Raw genomic sequence first — 19,723 nt, forward strand, 5'->3', positions numbered from 1 at the left:
CTCCCGCTCGCGGATGTGGCAGAGGCGCATCGACGCATGGATGCGAAAGAGATTATGGGGCGAATCGTTCTTAAGTCCTGAGTAGAATAGCAAAGGCAGACAACCTCTGGATCCAGTGTTCATGCGGGTGTCTTGTAAACAGTTTTTTAACATGGCATTGGTGCCATGTCCATCAATACCGATATAAATTTAAGAAATGAAATTTATTATAATGAATTTCATTTAAAAGAAATCTACAGGAGGAATAAACATGGAAATACAAAATTGGCATAAAGAAGCAATTGGGAAAAAGGTAGTGGACGCTTTAATAAAAAATGAATTTGATGCGGTATATTTTGCAACTGCCGCGGAGGCATCGGCGTTTATAATGGATCATGTAAAGCATGAAACTAAAGTAGGTTTTGGTGGATCAATGACAATAACTAATATGGGAATTCTAGATAAGGTAAAGGCTGTTGGTGGTAAGGTTTTGGATACTGAGATCCCGGGTCTCTCTATGGAAGAAAGGATAGCTATCGCAAGAGAGCAAATGTTAAGTGACTTATTTTTATGCAGCAGCAATGCAATTACCTTAGATGGTATGCTTGTCAACATAGATGGTGCGGGAAACAGGATAAGTGCAATGACTTTTGGCCCTAAAAAGGTAATAGTAGTAGTTAGCACTGATAAAATATGCAAAGATGAAAAAGCTGCTTTTGAAAGGGTAGAAGGTATTGTAGCACCTATGAATAATAAAAGACTGGACACTCCCAATCCATGTACGAAAACAGGTGGATGTGTTAATTGTCAGGCTAAAACTAGAATATGTAGAATATATTCTGTAATGAGAAAAAAACCAATGGTGACAGATATAACTGTAGTAGTTGTAGGGGAAAGTGTTGGATACTGATTTTGATAAGTATGGAACTTAAAATAAATTTCCGGGCAAACCAAAGCCACAGTGACGCTTAAGCCGAATAGAAATGAGGAGGATGTAAGTAGCCCTTAGTCAAAATGATGACTAAGGGCTACTTTTATCAATTGCAATTAATCACTCGCATGTTATGGAAGTGATATAATGAAGTCGCAAAGGCAGACGAGCTGTGGAGCCAGGAGTTATGCAGGTACTTTGTAAACAGTTTTTTAAGTGACAGTGGTGCCATGTCCATAAAAGTAACATTTTAAATTGTTATAATCTGGATGAAAAATACCCTTACAGATTACATTTTTTGTAAAGGGATTTGGAAATGTGATATAATATAAACATAAGGAGGGATGGATATGGGAAAGGAAGCAAATCTTAAAGAAACGTTGGAAAATATAATCATTGCGATTCAAAATAGTGTGGATACGCCGAGAATATATTTGTTTGGTTCTTACGCAGACAATACATATACGGATGAAAGTGATCTTGACCTATGTGTCATTACTTCTTTACAAGGTTTACGTAAGATTGATATCTTGCGTAAAATTAGAAAAGCTATGATACAGGGTGTAGATATGCCCATAGATTTATTGGTGTATGATGATAGTGAATTTAATGAAAGAGCAATGCTTACAACGACTATGGAACATAAAATTGCCAATGAAGGAGTACTCCTATATGGACAATAAAATGATTGCTCATGAGTGGTTTCGTTATGCTACACAAGATTTATCTTCTGCAAATTATCTAAGGAGCATACCATCCTCTGACAACGCGACTGCCTGTCGCATGGAAAATTCACCAGGCATTCCATGGTAACGTAAGTGTTTTAAAGAGGGCGGTGCGATTGTATACACTTCCCAAGTTGTTAATCCGAAAATTTGTCGATAGTGTTCTATTCCTGCCTCGAGATTGTTAACATTATTGACTAATGTCTATTTGCGTATGTAGATTAGCATGTCATGGAACAGACGGAAAAGCTTCGCAGTAACTGTTTTTGCTATTGACTTAATCATTCTCAATCAATACCAGCACATTATCATAAACAGGGAATTGAGTACCGTCCCCGCTAACTTTTTTTTACTTTCAGAAGATCTGAAGCATAACTAACCATCGTAGGTGTCCAATGCTGTTGACAAGAACGTGAAAATAAGATATAATTCAATTCGAAGGTTATCGAAATGTAATATATTAATTGCGGGGTTTATAAAAATGGATACAAAAAGAATGGCAAAGATATTTAAGGCTCTTTCAAATCCGAATCGATTAGAATTGTATTTAAAAATTGCCAAGGCACACGAAGCCAGCTTTGAATCTGGCAGTGAATGTTTTGTCACTGATATCATTTCTTCTTTGAATATCGGAGCCCCAACCATTTCACATCATATCAAAGAATTAGCGAATGCCGATTTGATTAGTACGGAAAAAAGAGGAAAATTTTTAATCTGTAGGGTAAATGAAGAAATAGTTGGGGAAGTCAGTAGGATGCTAATACTACAGCATCCGTTTGAATAGTCTATTTTCTAATCTCAATTACGCATTATGTTTTTTGAGATTGTTTTTTTACTATATATTTCGATGGTTATAAAATTGTAACATTATCATGGCGATTATAGTTTGCGATTGAATTTTAGAGGAGAGATAAAAATGAAAATATTTTTTTTAACGGCTACAGGAAATGGATTGTACGTTGCAAAAAGAATCGGAGGAGAACTATACTCAATTCCTCAGATGCTAAAGGAGGGGAAGAGTGAATTTGAAGATGAAGCGATTGGTTTTGTATTTCCCTGTTATGGATTGGGACTTCCAAGGATGGTAATTGACTTTTTACAAAAGTCAAAATTTAAGGCCAAATACTTCTTTGCAATTATGACTTATGGTAATATGGCGGCAGCCGGGTTGAAACAGATGGAGAAAGTCGGGAGCAAAGCAGGTATTCAGTTCGACTATATAAATGAAATACTAATGATTGATAATTTTCTGCCTGCCTTTAAGATGGAAGACCAGGTGAAAAAAGAGAGTTCAAAAAAAATTGAAGAAAAGCTGGATGAAATAGTAAGTGATATTAAAGGCAGACAAAAAAAACTCACAAGAAAAGGAATTACATCAGTTATTTTGTCTAAATTTATGTATAGTATCTTCTCTAAAATGCAGGTTGATGCTGGCGATAAGTGGTTTATTGTGCAAGACAATTGTAACGGTTGCAAAGTTTGTATGAAGGTTTGTCCCAAAAAAAATATTAAAGTTGGAATAAAAGCTGAATTTTTGCATAAATGTGATGGATGCTATGCATGTATACACCACTGCCCACAAAATGCAATACATTTAAAATTTGAGAAAAGCAAAGATAGATTCATTAATAGACATGTGAAACTAAAAGAAATCATTGATGTAAATAATCAATGCAATCCTTAAATTGAATGCAAAGGCAGCACCCTTGAAGGGCAGCTAAGTTCTACATCATTTCGGTATTTGTAGAAATATATATGGTAATAAGATATTGAAAAGTCCATGAAGGAGGACAAAAATAATGAATAAGCAAGAAGGAAAATCTAGGACAGTTCGTTTAGGGTTCAATCGGAAGTTTTGTGCGGCAAAAGGCTCAACCAACAGAGAAAAACTGCAAGTTGAGCCTTGAAACTATCTACGCACAAAATTTTTGATTGCCCAGGAAGAAGGAAATTGCGGTGAATTTGTCTATGGATTTTCAATCCACCAAGAGTGGCTTTTTTTTAAGATAAAATACTCAATTGACTGATTTTCTTGTAAGTTCAGTAATTCTTCATCAGAATAGTTGCTAACGTTCCTCTACCATAGCATACTTTCCCCCCCAAATGGGTAACCATTTAACTATTCCATTTTATGAAAGTTAAGGCGATGAACCAGGGAGCAAGGAATAAAGTAGGTGAATCTGCCCCTTGCCACATGCAGGGCACACTGTGATATCTTTACCGACAAGAATCGAAACAATTTCTGTCGTGTTCAGACCTTCAAACATGGCTTGGTAGGTTGGACTGCTTGTTAATTTTCTGCTCAGTTCTAACTTGTTTTTTTGTTGCGGTTTGCTAATAATCCATAATGCCGAATCTTTACAAATCCTCGTGGCAGTACATGTAGTAAGAATCGCCTCATGAATTCAACCCCGCTTACCGTGACTTTCTTGGTCTGATTGTTTTTCTTGCGATCTTTTACGTGAATCGTTACCGTATCTTGATTTATGGCAACAATTCGGGTATTGGATATGGCAATGCGGTGTGTATATGGCCCTAGGTATTTCATAACAGCCAGGGGTCCAGAAAACGTTTTTTTCACGTAAGAATACCAGCTTTTGCTGTAACATTGATTCAGTAAGTTTTGGAATGCCTTAGGATTTTGATAAGGTTTAGCAGCCCTATAAAACTGCAGCAAATTTTTATGATAATATTGTTTTAATTCCGCCAATAATTTTCCGCGAAACTTTTTGGCTAACACCTTTACGGGAATAAAAAACTTCTTACGGCTCTTTCGCCACTGATTCTGCTTGGTAAGTCCACCAGCTACTATCACCGTATGAATATGGGGATGGTAATGTAAATCTTGGGACCAGGTGTGAAGTAAAGAGAAAAAGCCAATTTGTGCTCCTAGGTATTTGTCATCTTGAGAAAGTTCCACAAGTGTCTGAGCAACCGCTTTATACAGTAAGTTATACAATAACTCTTGATTTTGATACAACAAGGGATGAAGTTCTTTTGGTATGGTAAATACGTTGTGGAAGTAGGGAGCATGAAGGATATCTTTGCTCCTTTTATCTACCCAAATGTCTTTTTTAATTCCTTGGCATAAAGGGCAATGACGATTACGGCAGGAATGATAGCGTATGACCAGATGACCACACTCTTCACAACGTGAAACATGTCCACCTAACGTTGCTGTTCTACAATTCATGATATCCCTAGCAGCTTTAGCCTGCTGCATAGAAACAGCGTATTTTTGTGTAAAGGGTGTTTGAAATTTAAGGAAAATATCTTGTACAGTAAGCATTGTTATGTACCACAGCCCGTATCAAGGGGGCTTTTCACGCCCATAAGACTTTTTGAAGTCATGTGAAGATAGGTTAAGGTAGTCTGAAGACGTTTATGTCCGAGCATTTGCTGAATAAATACAGGATCGACCCCATCTTCCAGGGCATGGGTGGCAAAGCAATGGCGTAAGGTATTGGATAAGATGGTATACCGATTGGTATTATGTTTGGCATGTTCTACCCGTACCCGCATGGTTTTACTGCAAATATCACAAATTCTTAATTTGGCCACTTCACTAACTCGTAAGCCACTGCCGTAGAGTAAGACGAGTATGGCTTTATATTTTAGATTGGTAGTTGCCTGCAAAAGAGTAAGTACATCTATTTTGGCAGGATTGACAGGAATCCGTTTCATGCGAGGAACCTGAATCGCATTCCACTCTTTTTCTAAGATAAAGGTATAGAGAAATTAACACCTGAAATATAGTTGTTAATCGTTCCGGCAGAAAGCATCTTTTCCTTTTTGAGGTGCAAAATATATTGCTGAACATCGGTTTCTGTAATGTCATCTATGTTCTTATGTTGGTTTTGGATAAAGAGAATAAATGCCTTAATTCGACGAAAATAGGATTCTCGGGAAGATGGGAGTACCTTTGAGCTCAAAGTACAAATGAATCTTTTGTTCATATGTTTTATAGTAGTACAACCTCCTGTTTATGCTGGATGAATCTGTTGATCTATCACAGTCAGTCGGAGGTGCACGAATTATTTTACTAGTGGTATGTATGGAATCGTTGTGTATGGTATAATCATAAACGTAAAAAGTATGTCCCTTCGGTTGTTTTCTTTAGCGATTAAACAATACCACAAAAGGACATACTTTTTTTATTTACTTAAGGGAACTATAGCCATCGCGTAGCGATTTCGTTCTTCTGCTGACATAGTTAATAATATTAAATTTCCATTAGCAAACTGGCGTGGCTATCATTTCCACGTCAGTTTTCTACTATATTGGAGATAATAAAACTTAAGTTTAGCTGCATCTTGAGGAGGTCTCTTATGGAAAAGATAGCAAACCGTCTCATAAACGAAAAATCTCCGTATTTGCTCCAACATGCCTATAACCCAGTAGATTGGTACCCTTGGTGCGATGAAGCATTTGAAAAGGCGAGGCGGGAAGACAAGCCTGTGTTTTTAAGTGTCGGCTATAGTACATGCTATTGGTGCCATGTCCATAAAAGTAACACTTTGATAGTATTAAATTAGATCTATAAAAAGCAAATATAAGCAGGTATGAACCAGTATTATATATGCTGGTTTTTATTGTTTTCAGGGAAAATATGGTATATAATTCGAATTAATGAATCAGAGGTAACACGAAAAAAGGTTTGGGAAGAAGGAAATGATTTATGCAATTAGGCAAAAGCTTTAAAAATATTATAAATAGTTACAAGTGGAGTAATTTTTATAGCCTACTACATTGTATTTTTACAATTTTTCTCAGTGCAGTCTCATATTATTTGTCTACTGAGTATTGGTATTTTTCTTGGATTGCACTTTTACTTCTTTGTACATATGCATTGAAAGGATCATTAGTTTCCACATTTCTGACGGGATTCTTTTCATACTTATTTGGATCATCCAATCCTCATGCGGTGCTTCCCCTTACTGTTTACTGGCCTTTGATTGTTATTAATGCAACTGCATTTGCAAGTGTACTTGCTATTTTCCGTCATATTGCTGTCAGATGGAGAGGTGGGTATACAAGCTTTGTTTTTGCGAGCGGTTTAACTGCTTACGAATTCATTGCTTCATTATATTCTCCTCATGGAGCTGTGAATAGCATTGCTTATACACAAGTATCTAACTTATCTTTTATTCAAATTGCATCAATCACAGGTATCTGGGGAATTACTTTTTTGATGGCTCTTCTCCCTTCAAGTATTGCTTTAACTTATCTTTATCCTCAAAATCGAAGATTAAGCATAAAAGCGAATCTAATTTCATTAAGTCTACTTTTATTTGTGATTCTATTTGGATTTTACCGCTTACATACGCCTGTTGAGGGGGCCAATATAAAAATCGGTATTGCTTCTATCTCTACTAATTTAGAACAATACTTAGTCGTGGCAACAAACAGGGATAAACAACAAGTTGCAGACACTATTCAACGATATATTCAAAAGATTGATTTTCTTGCACAGTCAGGGGTCGAAGTTGTCTTGCTGCCAGAAAAGATTATTACTATAGAGACTCATGACGATAATTTTCAGCGCCTGAGTAATGCAGCACAAAAGAATAAAGTGAATTTAATTGTAGGAGTAACTAGAAAAGATAAAATGAAACTTTACAATTCCTCCTATGTCTTTTCGCCGTTAGGAGAAGTGCTTTTAAAATATGATAAAAAACATCTGCTATCTGCATTTGAAAGTAGGTATACTCCAGGAACTGATCTTGGAATCATAGGTAAATGGGGTATTGAAATTTGTAAAGATATGGATTTTACACAGCCTTCACTGGATTACAGTAGGCAAGGAGTAAATATTGTCTTTGTTCCTGCACTGGATTTCCATGATGATGGATGGAGCCATGCGCGTGTTGCAATTATGCGGGGAGTTGAAGGAAATTACGCAGTAGCACGAGCTGGGCAGTGGGGATTATTAACCTTAAGTGATAGTAGAGGTCGTATTATAGAAATGGTATCTAGTGATGTAGAGGATGGTGGATCTGTTTTAGTAGGTGAAGTAAGGCTTGGGAAAGGAAACTCAATATATAGCAAATTGGGTGATAGTTTTGCATGGATATGTCTAGGGACTTTTATTATACTATGTATTTTTCTGTCGCTTAGAAAACCTAATGAACTGCTGACTAAACCTTAGCAGTATGAATGTGGCATGTCACGGAAGGAAAGAAAATTAGTGTAAAGTCAGATAACTTATGGACTCAAAGCCTTATCCAATCAAGATGATTATCATTCCATAACATGTCATAGAAGAGAATTGGAAGAAGCTCTAAGGTAGATGAATCATGGACTCATCGTTTAAAAGAATCTTGTTTTTTTCAATGGAATGACATGTCATAAGAAATGACATGTCATGGAACAGACAATAGAGCCTTATAGGGCTTGGTTTTCCTGGCTTTTCCGAACTTGTAAACAGTGTTTTAAGTGACCTTGGTGCCATGTCCATAAAGGTAATATTTTATTTTGCATAAACTTATTAAAGCTGTAATCCTACATAGTTATAGTAAGTGCAGGATTACAGCTTTACAACAGAAGCTAATAAACATTTTGTTATCTGATACTAAATGTTTATTAGATTTAGGTATTATAAATGAATCAATTCAAAACAAGTATTGCTGAGATAATCATAAAAACTGATCCCAATCTCGCAATCCATTTCGATGATGGATTCTTTAAAAATAATGTTAATTTATCGGCAAAATAGCTATAAAAGTATCCATTAAATAAAACTAGTAATAAATATATTCCACCCAAAAAAACGGCTTGATAAAAAAAGGCTTTTCTTTATCAATATATTGAGGAATAAATGATGAAAAAAATATAATGACCTTAGGATTTAAAAAAGAAATTAGAAATCCTGATTTTAGTTCTGACATTTTAGAAGACGGTTTGTCTATTTTAGATGAAATACTTATCTCTGAGGAATCTACCCACATTTTTACTCCTATATATATTAAATAAATGATCCCAATTACTTTTACTATGTTAAATGCTAAAAGCGAGGCTGAAATAATTGCACCTACTCCTACAAGAGCTAATAGCATTGCAAATAAACTTCCTAAGCCTAAGCAGTTTCATTGGGATCTATAGTTGATTTCTCGAATTCTTTACAATATAGAAATGCGACACGGTGTTTGTTTATAAGGGAAGAAGAGGTTACAGAAAAATGTTGGCATTTTATTAATGAAAAAAGCAATATAACAAATGATTTAATTAGCGATTCTATAAATGTTTTTTCTTTAATTGACTCATTATCAAAGAAATCATCTAATATGAATGTAAAAGATTTTATTACGAATGCGTCAATGGATTTGAAAGAATTGAAAAGGAAATTTCCAGAGATTATCAATCGATTATAAATTATAGGTGAAGTTTTACCTGTATGGATATTATTTCTATGCAGGTTTTATTGCGTATATCTTCATAATAATGGACAATCTAACCATATAAATTATCGGGAGGCGTTATTCGTGGAAAATAAAACCTACTACGATCCAAAAACTAAAAATCATGACATACACAGTCAAAATACTAATAAACCCAACCGTTTAATTCACGAGAAATCCCCATATTTACTCCAACATGCTAATAATCCAGTAGACTGGTATCCATGGGGAGCAGAAGCGTTTCAGAAAGCACAGCGTGAGAATCGGCCTGTATTTTTGTCCGTAGGCTATTCTTAGCTGTGCTTAAAATAAATGATAGGATGTTACTTTAATTTACATGCCATTGGTGCCATGTCATGGAGAGAGAATGTTTTGAAGATCAGGAAGTAGCAGATCTATTAAATGCTCATTTTGTTTCTATAAAAGTTGACCGGGAAGAACGTCCAGATGTGGATGGAATCTATATGTCAGTGTGTCAGGCACTTACGGGGCAAGGTGGATGGCCTTTAACGATCATTATGGACCCTGATAAAAAACCTTTTTTTGCTGGGACATATTTTCCTAAGCATCGCAAGATGGGGAGGATGGGATTACTCGAACTCTTAACCGTAGTGCATAAAAAGTGGCAGAGTAACCGGAAGGAGATCCTCGAAGCAGGTGATCAAATTGTAGATATTCTTCAGCACCCTAAACAACCAAATAAAGAAGGGCAGATTGCCAAAGATATGCTAGAACAAGCCTATTTAGAATTAGAAAGTAGCTTTGATCCTAAATATGGGGGCTTTGGTACTGCGCCCAAATTTCCGACACCCCATAAAATGAACTTTTTACTTAGGTATTGGCGGCATTTTAAGAAAGAGAAAGCACTATCTATGGTAGAAAAAACTCTCCTGTCTATGTGGCAAGGGGGAATCTATGATCATTTAGGATATGGTTTTGCGAGATACTCTACAGATCAAAAGTGGTTAGTACCTCATTTTGAAAAAATGTTATATGATAATGCATTATTATGTAATAGCTATCTTGAGGCGTATCAATGTACTGGCAATCAAAATTTTGCTAGAATTGTTGAGGAAATCCTGACTTATGTTATGCGAGATATGACGAGCGATAAGGGCGGATTTTTCTCGGCTGAAGATGCTGACTCTGAAGGGGTAGAAGGCAAGTTCTACGTATTTACTAGAAAAGAGGTAGTCGATATAGTAGGAGAAGAAGAGGGGACTACTTTTGCCGATTTTTATGAGGTTTCTTCTCAGGGCAACTTTGAACATGGGACAAGTATTTTACATGTTATTGGAAGAGATGCTGAAACTTTTGCCAGTTGTGTAAATAAAACAACGACAGAATTGGCAGATTTATTGAAGCGAGGGCGGGAAAAAATCTATCAGGTAAGGGAAAAACGTATTCATCCTTATAAAGACGATAAGATTCTAACAGCTTGGAATGCATTAATGATTGCTTCTTTTGCGAAAGCATCTCGCATATTAGAGCGAGATACCTATTCTAAGGTAGCAGAAAGGGCAATTGAATTCATCTATAACAATCTTGTACGCGAGGATGGACGTTTGCTGGCTCGTTATCGTGATGGAGAATCTGCTCACTTAGCTTATCTTGATGACTATGCATTTTTGTTGCTAGCACTTCTTGAAACATATCAAACAACATATAAGGATACCTATTTGCATCGAGCAATTAAGATAGCTGATGATATGAAGGCTTTATTTTGGGACGAGAAAGCAGGCGGATTTTTCTTTTATGGTGTGGATGGAGAAGAACTAATTACAAGACCCAAGGAGATTTATGACGGAGCCATTCCTTCAGGCAATTCTGTAGCGGCTTTGGCTTTGCAAAAATTAGCTGACATTACAGAAAATGAAGATGTAAGTAAAATGGCAGAAAAACTATTGAATGGCTTTGCAGGAGAAGTGAGTAGCTTTACGGCAGGTTATACTTATTTTATGATGGCTGTTGATTATTATTTGGCTGAAAAAGTAAAAGTTGTCATTGTAGGTGACAAAGATTTGCCTGATACGAAGGCAATGTTACAGGCAATGAATCATGCCTTTTTACCTACAGCAACAGTACGTTTTTATGATATACATTTGCAAAATAATAGTAATTATAAAGGTACTGAGGGGAGAGCTACGGCCTACCTCTGTAAAGGAGTAGCATGCCAACCTCCAATTACAGATGTGGAAGTTTTTCGTACGAAACTAAAATTAAACAACTGATGATAATTATTATTATGTAATAATAATAATATTGATAATAATAGTAAAATATGCTAAAATTGAGTTAATAAAAATGATAAGTGGTTCTAATGAAGGGGGAATATAAAATGATTGGTAAAAAACTTCAAGATGCAATTAATAATCAAATCCAAGCTGAAATGAGCTCTGCGCATCTTTATTTAGCAATGTCTGTAGAAAGTGAATCTTAAGGGATTTGCCCATTGGCTTAAGTTACAATACCAAGAAGAGAACGGTCATGCCTTTAAACTGATTGATTATTTATTAGAGCGAGGCGGTAGTGCTAAGCTACAAGCAATTGAAGCTCCAGCAACTGGTTTTGGCACTCCTGTAGAGTTATTTGAGAAAGTATTGGCTCATGAAATACATATTAGTAATTTGATTAACAAGTTATATGAAGTAGCCTTAGAAGAAAAAGATTATGCTGCACAAATCTTCCTACAATGGTTTATAACAGAGCAAGTGGAAGAAGAAGCAAATGCTTCTGCAGTATTAGAAAGATTGAAATTTGTTGGCGATAAGGGCGGTTCCCTTCTTTACATTGATAAAGAACTTGGAAAACGCGATTTAAAAAAGAAGAATCCATTCCGTAGCTGGGATGGATTCTTCTTTTGTGGAATAGAGTAGCGCATACCCGTTTTTCCAGAACGGGAGAGGTTTTTTTTTTTGGAATAAAATGAATTATCAGGTGTGAAATTAATAGCTTGATTATTTTTCCAATTATTACTATAATAGTATTGTCAACCTAAGTGTATTTTAAGGTTAACAATACTGCATGAAGGAGTGTCTAGATGTCAGTTCTTTTCATTCATGGTTGGGCAACTAATAAAGCCATTTGGCCGCAAAGCTTTACAGGGGAGAAAAAGCATATCTATGATTGTGCAAACTACCCTGATTATCAACACTTGACAAAAACTTTTTTGGAGATATGCAAGCAGGAAGAGGAAAAAATTACACTGGTGGGATGGTCTTTAGGAGGAATGTTAGCGTTGCAATTAGCAGCTGAGTATACCGCGAAAGTTGCGCGGCTGATTCTTCTGTCAACTACACCGCGATTTACTTTGTGCCAGAGTTATGAGGGGGGATTACCTGGAAGTGTAGTAAAAAACTTAAGCCGTAAGCTTGCTCGTAATTCGTGGGAGACGCAAATGGAATTTTATCATTTAATGTTTTCCCCAATGGAAAAAGAATGGCACCAAAAATTTATTACTTACATAGCGCCTCATTTTTCTAACATTAATGTTAGTAGTTTGCAAGCAGGGCTTACTTATTTAATGGAACAAGATTTACGGCAGGAACTGGTGAAAGTTAATCTTCCCTGTCTCATTATCCATGGTATGGAAGATAAGATTTGCCCCCCAAGTGCTGCTCAATACTTGTTGCAGCATTTACCGCAGGCCGAGCTAAGATTGCTGCATGGCACAGGGCATGTTCCCTTTATAACGCAAGAAAAGTATGTAAAAGATCTAGTAATGGAGGGGGTATCATGATTAGCAAAACCCAGGTAAGCTGTCATTTTGGCAGAAGGTCTCAAGCTTATGATGAATATGCAGTTGTACAAAAAAGCATGGGATATTCTTTATTGGAATTGGTTAAAGAAGCCGGGGTATTTCAGAATATCCTAGAAATTGGCTGCGGTACAGGATTTTTGACAACACTTCTAGCACAAAGGTATCCTATGGCGAAAATTACCGCGAGCGATATTTCGTCAGAAATGTTAACTGTGGCTACTAAAAACTTATCCCAATATGAGAATGTAAGTTTTGCGCTGGAAGATGGAGAAAATCTGAAGCTGTCTGAGAAGTTTGATTTGATTGTTTCTAATGCTGCGTTTCAGTGGTTTAATGATTATCAGCAGGCTTTTACGCAAATGGAGCGTCATTTATTACCTGGAGGGTGTCTTATCTATGCTACTTTTGGTGAACAAACTTTTTATGAATTAAATCAGTCCTTTCAAGCTGCGCATAGGTCTTTAGAAATTAAAAGGGTGCACCATGGCCCTGAGTTTATTTCTATGAGAAAATTAACTGATATTACTTGTGGTCTAGGGCTTTCAGTTCACCTTGAGGAGGAAAATATAACAGAAAAGTTCAAAGGTGTTCGGGAGTTTTTGACGTCAGTAAAAAAAATAGGAGCTAACAATTCTTCTAAGGGGGAGAATATATTAATTCATCGACGGCTTATGTTATCGATGATGGATTTTTATAAAAATACATTTGAGCAGTTTGGGCAAATACCTGCTACATATCATATTATTTATGGCAGCCATAAAAAAAAATAGAGCACTTTGGGGGCAATACTTGCAAAAGCGAGTGGGACAAGGAACCTGTCCCACTCGCTTCTAGTTTAGTATTCTAAAATGCTTACGATCCTTAACAGCTACTAGAGTATGTCCACAATAAGGGCAACGCAAAGGAAGTGGACGATTATATATATTGGTTTCATTGAAGAGTTCTAATAGTAGCTGATCTATCTGTTTTAATAAATATTGATTATATAAGAATAAAAATGATATAATTGCGTTCAACAATGACACTCTCCTTTTAGATAGTTTTGTGTTGTAAGTAAACTCAATTATACCAAAAAGGGAATCATTATTTTTTTTGTAAAAAAACTCTGCAACCTTTGATATATAAAGAGAAAATCTAAAAAACAGTTTAAAAAATTTTACACTAACGGATTAATTAGAGGAGGATACATTATGAAAATTTCAAAGAAAGATGCATTGATATGGTTTGAATTTTTTTCAATATTGCCTGAGGAAGAGGAACTTATGATAAAGCAACAAGAAATCATTTACGCTGCCTTTGCGCAAATTGAGGCAGCGATCGATCATAGAAATGATACGTTAATGTCGGAAATTAGAAGTTTAAAAACTTTGGAGAATAGAACTTTTTTTGTGGGGAATGAAAGTAAATTCTCAAAAGGCTGTCGTTCTTGTTTGTTAGGCACTGGTTTGAGTGCAATTAGGAAAACGAACAAATGTAACATAGAGTGTAAGTTCTGTTATAATTATGGAGAACTAGAAGATATTCCTCCAGTTGGCGAAGGTATGTGGGAAATTGGAGGAACAAAATTTTATGAGAAGGATATTGATTTACTTCTTTCCATCTACCAGAAACCCACTGGCATTTCCTACGTTTATTTGGAGCCATTCATGGAAATTGAAAAATACTATTCGGTAATAAAGAAATTTAGTGATGCTCAAATTTATCAACATCTATATACAAATGGTACTTTAGCTACGGAAGAGACATTGAAAGCATTAGGTGAAGCCGGTCTTAACGAGATACGTTTCAACTTGGGTGCTGCCAGATGTTCAGACAAAGTTATTGAAAATATTGGAATAGCGAAAAAATATATTAAAAATGTAGGTATTGAAACTCCAATGACTCCTGAGTTTTTCGAAGCTTTTTTTAAGAAAAAGCAAGCAATCTTAGAGACAAAACTCGATTTTATCAATTGTGCAGAATTACATTTAAATGAGAATAACATAGACAATTATTATGGGGAAAATATGTATATTTCCAGACATGGCTATATATCTCCAATTTGGAGTAGGGAATTAACTATGAAATTCATGAAAATAGCCGATGAAGATAAGTGGGATTTAGTAGTACATGATTGCTCAAACTATACAAAATTTGCTAGAGATTTAAATTTGAGCAGCAAAGAGGGTAAGTGGTTCGGAGCCAGTAATTATGCCGGTGAGTTTTCCAGGATTCCATACGAAGTATTTTTACCAATACTGCGTGATGACAATTTCAAATTTTTAAGTGAAGAAGAATTGCCTGACGGCTATAAACCAGGAGAGATGATTTTTTAGAGAGTTGTGAGTGTTGTATTGTTGCTTGGGATACTGGGATGGATGTCGGAGACATTTCGAGAACACCATGAATAAATATCAAAGAAGATAATGTCTAAAGAAGTAACAGACGTTGGTCAAATTATAAAAATAACCATTCAGTGGCATGTTATAGAAGAGAAATGAAAGAGTCTAAGGCAGATGGCTAGTGGACTCATGTATGATGCTGTTACCGGATGAATATTAATACTAAATAAGGAATAAGTATTGAACCTTTGTCAATCATTTGACGGAGGTTTTTTGGTGTAAAAGATATAAGAGCTTTTACCTAGTACGATTTTTTATTTGTAAGGAGGGACATTATATGTTTCGAGATAAAACTCTCTTAGGATTAATATCGGCCGTCTTTTTAATGATGGTAGGAGTAGGTATGATTGTTGCATTATTGCCTCAAAGGATTGTTGATTTAGATGGAAATGGTCAGTCAGTAGGGTATTTAGCATCTGCCTTTGCAATTTCTTACATTGTGCTGCAAGTACCCATAGGTACTTTATCAGATAAGTTAGGCTTTAAGCCTTTTCTTATACTAGGATATTTACTATGTTTTATCACTGGTCTCTCATTTTATTTCTCAAGTAGCTCGATTATGATTTTTTTATCAAGGCTTCTTCAAGGGGCTGGAGAAGCACCAATATGGGCTTTAGCACCTGCTTTGTTATCATTAAAATTTCCTCTTGCAAAAGGAAAAGTAATGGGAATATATAATGCAGTGATTCACCTTGGACTTACCGTAGGTCCTATATTAGGAGTATTATTAGCTAAAGTGTGGAAGGCAAATGAAGTTTTTCTCGTATATGCTATATTATGTTTATTAGGCGCAGTCATAATCTATTTATTTGTTGATAATGCCAATAAACGAGATATTAAATTAAATAATTCTGTTGATTTTAATAATATCTTTAAGCTTATAAGTGATAGGCAAGCATTACTAGCTTTGGTAGGGATCACTTTGTATGGAGCAGGATATGGTATTTTTCTTACGTCAATTCCTACGTTTTTATTACAGGATAAAGGTTTTAGTTCAGTATACATTGGAATATTCTTTTCATTATTTTATGTTGCTATAAGTATTTCGCAGGTTATTACAGGTTCTTTATCAGACAAATTTGGTCCTAATTTATTTATGATAATAGGGCTAATTTTAGCAGCTGTTGGAATATTTGCAGTTCCTCTACTAGATTCATCATGGATATTGATTATGCTAACCTTTGCTAGTCTTGGCTTAGGTATTTTTTATCTTGCTTCAATGGCATTTTTAAACGAAACTGTGGCGGAATCTTTAAAAGGGACAATTTCAGGAGCATACTATTTATTTTGGGGAATCGGTATGTTCTTTGGTCCTCCTGTCTTATCTATGATTGCTCAATATATTACTTTTAAATTAGCACTGGTTGCTTATGCTCTAATTTTAATTATTACTGCATCTGGAATGGCTATAATTTTGAATTCTAAAAGAGGTGTACCTAATAGAGCAAATGTCAAAAAATAAGGGATACTTTTAAATTACCAGGGTTAATATAAAAATATGTTGTATGAAGTCGATCATAGATATGTGGTGGTAGTTTGACAATTTTCAGCTAGTTAAATGTTATTTTTCTGAAAAGATAACATAATAAAATCCACCTAATTTACACTTGTAAAATTGGTGGATTTTATATTTCAATATATAGGAAGAATAAATATATTGTCATGGAACAGACAATAGCCTCGCTGGGCTTGATTTTACTGGCTTTTCAGAAATTGTAAACAGTGTTTTAATGACATTGGTGGCACGTCCTTAAAAGTAACATTTTGTTGTAAGTGTTGACTATAATTTATATTTTTGATACAGTATTCAGAACAAATGTTCTTATATGTATGTAAAGCCATGCTAGAAGGAGGAAGCTTATGGATCTTAATTATGAGCAGTTGGAACAAGAAATCTTGGATGTATTGGGGAGCAATAAGTACTGGGTATTGGCAACCTCAGCAGATAACCGGGTAACAGCGCGCTCTATGAGCATAGTGAATGATGGATTAAACATTTATTTTCAGACGGAAACGTTGTTGGATAAGTATAAACAGATCCTTATAAATCCCAATATAGCGATGTGTTTCCATAACGTACAAATTGAGGGTAAAGCTGAATCAAAAGGACAAGTGGCAAGCCGGGAAAATGAAAAAATTCGTAAAATTTATTGTGTACATCACAAAAAATCATATGAACGTTGGCAGGGGTTAGAGGAACAAGTGTTTATTAAGGTGCAACCAGTAAAGATTACTATGTGAAAATATGTTGACTCCAAGCCGTGTCGGGATTATATATATGTAGATGAGCGTAGAGCAGTCAGAGAATATTATCATGGGAAGCAGTATGATAATTGATAATATGGACATAATGAAACGAAAAAATACAATAAGAGTGGAGTGGTCGTTATGGGCGGCAATTCAATGAGTAAAAATATTATATTTATGTATATTCTCAATACAATGGCGGATTGGGAGTGGGGCTATATAACCGCTGAATTGAAAACAGGACGGTTTTTTAAAAAAGGGATACCAGGATTTACGATTAAAACCGTCAGTTTAAGTAAGGAACCTATTACAACCATGGGAGGGCTGCGAATCATACCGGATTTAAGTATAGATGAAATTAATACTCAGGATTGTGCTCTGCTACTACTACCTGGCGGTGAAACGTGGATGGATTCATGTCATGCTTCGATATTAGAAAAGGCAAAAGATTGCTTAGATAAAGGTATTCCTGTAGCCGCCATCTGTGGTGCTACTATGGCACTTGCATCAGCCGGAATTTTAGATACATATCGGCACACTAGTAATGATTTTGCATATCTCAAGAAGGAATGTCCAAATTATCATGGGGAAGAGAACTTCCAATTTCAAAGTGCAGTTACCGATGGTGATCTCATTACTGCAAGTGGTACAGCGCCGATAGAACTAGCGTATCAAGTTTTTAAGCGACTTGATGTATTTTCAGATGAGACCTTAGATTGTTGGTATCAGCTTCATAAAATACAAGATTCCCAGTATTTTTATAAACTAATGCAATCTCTTGGATAGGAATTTTAGAGAGTTATCAATAAATTTACTTATATTACAATTTATATTAATTAATTCTCAAAGATGAAACATTTTGAATTTGTTGGTAATATTTGACATTTAACAAAAGGTGATACTATAATAGATTAAACATATCAAATTATTTCAACAGCTATGAATAGAAAAAGTAGTCGTGTACCCTTTAGCACAGCGAGCTGATGACTGGGAGACCAGAGGTGGGATGATCGGCCTAAAGAGCATGGTGAATGGTTCTATGAGCTGACCACCGAAAAATTTTGCTGTTTTCAAAACAGTCATAAACTAAGTAGGCTGGGACGGTTGCCTCCGTTATTGGGCTAGAATATCGGATATCAATGTGATTGTCCCGTATTTGAAATGAGATGAGAAACTTGTAGTTTCTAATTAGGGTGGTATCGCGAAATCATTTCGCCCCTGTATAGGGGGGCGCATGTGTAGGTTAAAAAAACTTAAGTATGCTTACCGGACGATGGATGGATAAAGGGGATGCCTTGCGTGATTGGCAGGAATTTATTCTTATGCGTCAGGATAAAGCAGATGAAAAGTTGCAATTTGGTAACTTCTCAAGTGAATATACAAGGCTAATGGAGCAAGTCGATCTACTATTAGAAGGGCAGGCGGGGGAAGTGAGTGAAGCCGTTACTCTAATGATGGTAACGGCTACCTATATGCACTATAACAAGGGCTTCTTTGATGGTATGAAGATTGGCATGGTTATGGGGAACTTATAGGCAGGCATACACTAAATGAGTATCTGAACCTCTAGGGCGGCACTTTAAAAAGCAAGATAAGCTGCAGAAGTATTAGCGTAATGCTGATACTTTTTTTGTACATACTAAACAAGAACGTGACATGTAATGGAATTGATTTTTAGGGGTGATTTTGTGGACAAAAAGCCAAATAAATTGATAAAAGAAAAAAGTCCACATCTCTTGCAACACGCCTATAACCCAGTAAAATGGTACCCCTGGGGTGATGAAGCATTTGAAAAGGCGAAGCGAGTAGATAAGCCAGTGTTCTTCAGCAGTGGATATAGTTGCTGCCATTGGTGCCATGTCCATAAAAGTAACATTTTCGCTCAAGAAGCCGCCAATGAGCTTTATTGCTATTAAGCACCCTTAACCTTCTATTATTCAAAGGTTGAGGCTAAATTTATATAGAGAAATCTAGGGGGGGGGGTCTATTTTCTCCAAAAAGCAAAAGGCTATAGCGTGGTTCGATTTAATAGTGAAAGCTCTTCTTTTAGAATTTGCAAAAATAATTTTTTCGTTGCAGATATATATTGCTTTTTACTGTTTTGCAAAATTCCAATGGGAATATTATTATTTATTAGTTCTACTGGAATTCTTATAATATCCTCCTTTAAGAGAAGTGACGATGGGACAGCACCTACACCAGAGAGTTTATCTAAAAATAAAGGAATAGCTGAAATTTGACTGATGGAGTAATAAAAAGGATGACTTGGAGTAGTAAAATGAGAAAGAACAAATAAAAGGAGG

General features: G+C 35.7%; 22 protein-coding genes, 1 pseudogene and 1 other annotated feature. Of the genes and pseudogenes, 18 read left to right on the forward strand and 5 right to left on the reverse strand.

The window, feature by feature from the left end; translation table 11 throughout:
- The first annotated feature begins 250 nt into the window (after positions 1-250).
- The 5 genes from LMF89_RS23115 (at position 251) to LMF89_RS23135 (ending at position 3,319) form a co-directional block, all read left to right on the forward strand.
- A complete protein-coding gene (locus tag LMF89_RS23115) occupies positions 251-889 on the forward strand; it encodes a lactate utilization protein (protein ID WP_229537151.1) in 639 nt (212 codons plus the stop codon).
- A 371-nt stretch (positions 890-1,260) separates the two neighbouring features.
- Positions 1,261-1,593, forward strand: coding sequence for a nucleotidyltransferase domain-containing protein (locus tag LMF89_RS23120; RefSeq protein ID WP_229537152.1), 333 nt, complete (start codon positions 1,261-1,263; stop codon positions 1,591-1,593).
- Entirely contained in the window at positions 1,583-1,723 is a 141-nt protein-coding gene (locus LMF89_RS23125; protein ID WP_229537153.1) for a hypothetical protein, read from the forward strand. Before LMF89_RS23120 ends, LMF89_RS23125 begins: the two co-directional genes overlap by 11 nt.
- Before the next feature lie 393 nt (positions 1,724-2,116).
- Positions 2,117-2,419: an ArsR/SmtB family transcription factor gene (locus LMF89_RS23130; protein WP_229537154.1), complete on the forward strand. Its 303-nt coding sequence runs from the start codon at positions 2,117-2,119 to the stop codon at positions 2,417-2,419.
- A 132-nt stretch (positions 2,420-2,551) separates the two neighbouring features.
- Positions 2,552-3,319, forward strand: coding sequence for an EFR1 family ferrodoxin (locus LMF89_RS23135; RefSeq protein ID WP_229537155.1), 768 nt, complete (start codon positions 2,552-2,554; stop codon positions 3,317-3,319).
- A gap of 624 nt (positions 3,320-3,943) precedes the next feature.
- Here the strand turns inward: LMF89_RS23135 and LMF89_RS23140 are convergent.
- The 3 genes from LMF89_RS23140 to LMF89_RS26415 are packed head-to-tail and all read right to left on the reverse strand — an operon-like array spanning position 3,944 to position 5,591.
- On the reverse strand, positions 3,944-4,924 hold the full coding sequence (locus LMF89_RS23140) for an IS91 family transposase (protein ID WP_229537156.1): 981 nt from the start codon (positions 4,922-4,924) through the stop codon (positions 3,944-3,946).
- Between the two features lie 2 nt (positions 4,925-4,926).
- Positions 4,927-5,319, reverse strand: a complete 393-nt coding sequence (locus LMF89_RS23145; RefSeq protein WP_229537157.1) for a tyrosine-type recombinase/integrase — start codon at positions 5,317-5,319, stop codon at positions 4,927-4,929.
- A 32-nt stretch (positions 5,320-5,351) separates the two neighbouring features.
- Positions 5,352-5,591 carry a phage integrase N-terminal SAM-like domain-containing protein gene (locus LMF89_RS26415; protein ID WP_369412702.1) on the reverse strand — a complete coding sequence of 80 codons (240 nt, stop codon included), beginning with the start codon at positions 5,589-5,591 and terminating at the stop codon, positions 5,352-5,354.
- A gap of 372 nt (positions 5,592-5,963) precedes the next feature.
- Between LMF89_RS26415 and LMF89_RS23150 the strand changes: the two genes are divergently transcribed.
- Positions 5,964-6,170, forward strand: coding sequence for a DUF255 domain-containing protein (locus LMF89_RS23150; RefSeq protein WP_229537158.1), 207 nt, complete (start codon positions 5,964-5,966; stop codon positions 6,168-6,170).
- A 143-nt stretch (positions 6,171-6,313) separates the two neighbouring features.
- Positions 6,314-7,783 (forward strand): nitrilase-related carbon-nitrogen hydrolase, encoded by a 1,470-nt coding sequence (locus LMF89_RS23155; protein WP_229537159.1) that lies wholly within the window; start codon positions 6,314-6,316, stop codon positions 7,781-7,783.
- Positions 7,784-8,375: 592 nt separating this feature from the next.
- Here LMF89_RS23155 and LMF89_RS23160 read toward each other — a convergent pair.
- A pseudogene (locus tag LMF89_RS23160) lies at positions 8,376-8,696 on the reverse strand (LysE family translocator); the annotation flags it as partial.
- A 420-nt stretch (positions 8,697-9,116) separates the two neighbouring features.
- On the opposite strand from LMF89_RS23160, the gene LMF89_RS26420 reads away from it, so the two are divergent.
- The 11 genes from LMF89_RS26420 (at position 9,117) to LMF89_RS23210 (ending at position 19,336) form a co-directional block, all read left to right on the forward strand.
- Positions 9,117-9,329, forward strand: coding sequence for a DUF255 domain-containing protein (locus LMF89_RS26420; RefSeq protein WP_038669184.1), 213 nt, complete (start codon positions 9,117-9,119; stop codon positions 9,327-9,329).
- A 59-nt stretch (positions 9,330-9,388) separates the two neighbouring features.
- Positions 9,389-11,263, forward strand: coding sequence for a thioredoxin domain-containing protein (locus LMF89_RS23165; RefSeq protein WP_255711606.1), 1,875 nt, complete (start codon positions 9,389-9,391; stop codon positions 11,261-11,263).
- A 198-nt stretch (positions 11,264-11,461) separates the two neighbouring features.
- Positions 11,462-11,908, forward strand: a complete 447-nt coding sequence (locus LMF89_RS23170; RefSeq protein ID WP_229537161.1) for a ferritin — start codon at positions 11,462-11,464, stop codon at positions 11,906-11,908.
- A 164-nt stretch (positions 11,909-12,072) separates the two neighbouring features.
- Positions 12,073-12,771, forward strand: a complete 699-nt coding sequence (locus LMF89_RS23175) for an alpha/beta fold hydrolase (protein ID WP_229537162.1) — start codon at positions 12,073-12,075, stop codon at positions 12,769-12,771.
- On the forward strand, positions 12,768-13,562 hold the full coding sequence (gene bioC / locus LMF89_RS23180; RefSeq protein WP_229537163.1) for a malonyl-ACP O-methyltransferase BioC: 795 nt from the start codon (positions 12,768-12,770) through the stop codon (positions 13,560-13,562). Before LMF89_RS23175 ends, bioC begins: the two co-directional genes overlap by 4 nt.
- Positions 13,563-13,982: 420 nt before the next feature.
- On the forward strand, positions 13,983-15,107 hold the full coding sequence (locus tag LMF89_RS23185) for a radical SAM protein (RefSeq protein ID WP_229537164.1): 1,125 nt from the start codon (positions 13,983-13,985) through the stop codon (positions 15,105-15,107).
- 343 nt (positions 15,108-15,450) lie between these two features.
- A complete protein-coding gene (locus LMF89_RS23190) occupies positions 15,451-16,635 on the forward strand; it encodes an MFS transporter (RefSeq protein WP_229537165.1) in 1,185 nt (394 codons plus the stop codon).
- Between the two features lie 398 nt (positions 16,636-17,033).
- The gene (locus LMF89_RS23195; protein WP_229537166.1) at positions 17,034-17,414 is read left to right on the forward strand and encodes a pyridoxamine 5'-phosphate oxidase family protein; all 381 of its coding nucleotides are present in this window, start codon (positions 17,034-17,036) and stop codon (positions 17,412-17,414) included.
- Between the two features lie 162 nt (positions 17,415-17,576).
- Positions 17,577-18,206 (forward strand): type 1 glutamine amidotransferase family protein, encoded by a 630-nt coding sequence (locus LMF89_RS23200; protein WP_229537167.1) that lies wholly within the window; start codon positions 17,577-17,579, stop codon positions 18,204-18,206.
- Between the two features lie 144 nt (positions 18,207-18,350).
- Positions 18,351-18,643, forward strand: a binding site (T-box leader).
- 36 nt (positions 18,644-18,679) lie between these two features.
- On the forward strand, positions 18,680-18,955 hold the full coding sequence (locus tag LMF89_RS23205; RefSeq protein WP_229537168.1) for a hypothetical protein: 276 nt from the start codon (positions 18,680-18,682) through the stop codon (positions 18,953-18,955).
- 153 nt (positions 18,956-19,108) lie between these two features.
- Positions 19,109-19,336 carry a DUF255 domain-containing protein gene (locus LMF89_RS23210; RefSeq protein ID WP_229537169.1) on the forward strand — a complete coding sequence of 76 codons (228 nt, stop codon included), beginning with the start codon at positions 19,109-19,111 and terminating at the stop codon, positions 19,334-19,336.
- Between the two features lie 92 nt (positions 19,337-19,428).
- On the opposite strand, the gene LMF89_RS23215 is transcribed toward LMF89_RS23210, so the two are convergent.
- On the reverse strand, positions 19,429-19,723 hold a 295-nt coding region (locus LMF89_RS23215), incomplete at its 5' end, for a hypothetical protein (protein ID WP_229537170.1).

Source organism: Pelosinus baikalensis, from assembly GCF_020819555.1.
Classification (GTDB): Bacteria; Bacillota; Negativicutes; order DSM-13327; family DSM-13327; genus Pelosinus; species Pelosinus baikalensis.

What these genes read in the sequence shown, in the direction of transcription:
- LMF89_RS23115 (WP_229537151.1), top strand. Translation starts at nt 251, where the DNA reads ATGGAAATACAAAATTGGCATAAAGAAGCAATTGGGAAAAAGGTAGTG.
- LMF89_RS23120 (WP_229537152.1), top strand. Translation starts at nt 1,261, where the DNA reads ATGGGAAAGGAAGCAAATCTTAAAGAAACGTTGGAAAATATAATCATT.
- LMF89_RS23125 (WP_229537153.1), top strand. Translation starts at nt 1,583, where the DNA reads ATGGACAATAAAATGATTGCTCATGAGTGGTTTCGTTATGCTACACAA.
- LMF89_RS23130 (WP_229537154.1), top strand. Translation starts at nt 2,117, where the DNA reads ATGGATACAAAAAGAATGGCAAAGATATTTAAGGCTCTTTCAAATCCG.
- LMF89_RS23135 (WP_229537155.1), top strand. Translation starts at nt 2,552, where the DNA reads ATGAAAATATTTTTTTTAACGGCTACAGGAAATGGATTGTACGTTGCA.
- LMF89_RS23140 (WP_229537156.1), bottom strand. Translation starts at nt 4,924, where the DNA reads ATGCTTACTGTACAAGATATTTTCCTTAAATTTCAAACACCCTTTACA.
- LMF89_RS23145 (WP_229537157.1), bottom strand. Translation starts at nt 5,319, where the DNA reads ATGAAACGGATTCCTGTCAATCCTGCCAAAATAGATGTACTTACTCTT.
- LMF89_RS26415 (WP_369412702.1), bottom strand. Translation starts at nt 5,591, where the DNA reads ATGAACAAAAGATTCATTTGTACTTTGAGCTCAAAGGTACTCCCATCT.
- LMF89_RS23150 (WP_229537158.1), top strand. Translation starts at nt 5,964, where the DNA reads ATGGAAAAGATAGCAAACCGTCTCATAAACGAAAAATCTCCGTATTTG.
- LMF89_RS23155 (WP_229537159.1), top strand. Translation starts at nt 6,314, where the DNA reads ATGCAATTAGGCAAAAGCTTTAAAAATATTATAAATAGTTACAAGTGG.
- LMF89_RS23165 (WP_255711606.1), top strand. Translation starts at nt 9,389, where the DNA reads ATGGAGAGAGAATGTTTTGAAGATCAGGAAGTAGCAGATCTATTAAAT.
- LMF89_RS23175 (WP_229537162.1), top strand. Translation starts at nt 12,073, where the DNA reads ATGTCAGTTCTTTTCATTCATGGTTGGGCAACTAATAAAGCCATTTGG.
- bioC (WP_229537163.1), top strand. Translation starts at nt 12,768, where the DNA reads ATGATTAGCAAAACCCAGGTAAGCTGTCATTTTGGCAGAAGGTCTCAA.
- LMF89_RS23185 (WP_229537164.1), top strand. Translation starts at nt 13,983, where the DNA reads ATGAAAATTTCAAAGAAAGATGCATTGATATGGTTTGAATTTTTTTCA.
- LMF89_RS23190 (WP_229537165.1), top strand. Translation starts at nt 15,451, where the DNA reads ATGTTTCGAGATAAAACTCTCTTAGGATTAATATCGGCCGTCTTTTTA.
- LMF89_RS23195 (WP_229537166.1), top strand. Translation starts at nt 17,034, where the DNA reads ATGGATCTTAATTATGAGCAGTTGGAACAAGAAATCTTGGATGTATTG.
- LMF89_RS23200 (WP_229537167.1), top strand. Translation starts at nt 17,577, where the DNA reads ATGAGTAAAAATATTATATTTATGTATATTCTCAATACAATGGCGGAT.
- LMF89_RS23205 (WP_229537168.1), top strand. Translation starts at nt 18,680, where the DNA reads ATGCTTACCGGACGATGGATGGATAAAGGGGATGCCTTGCGTGATTGG.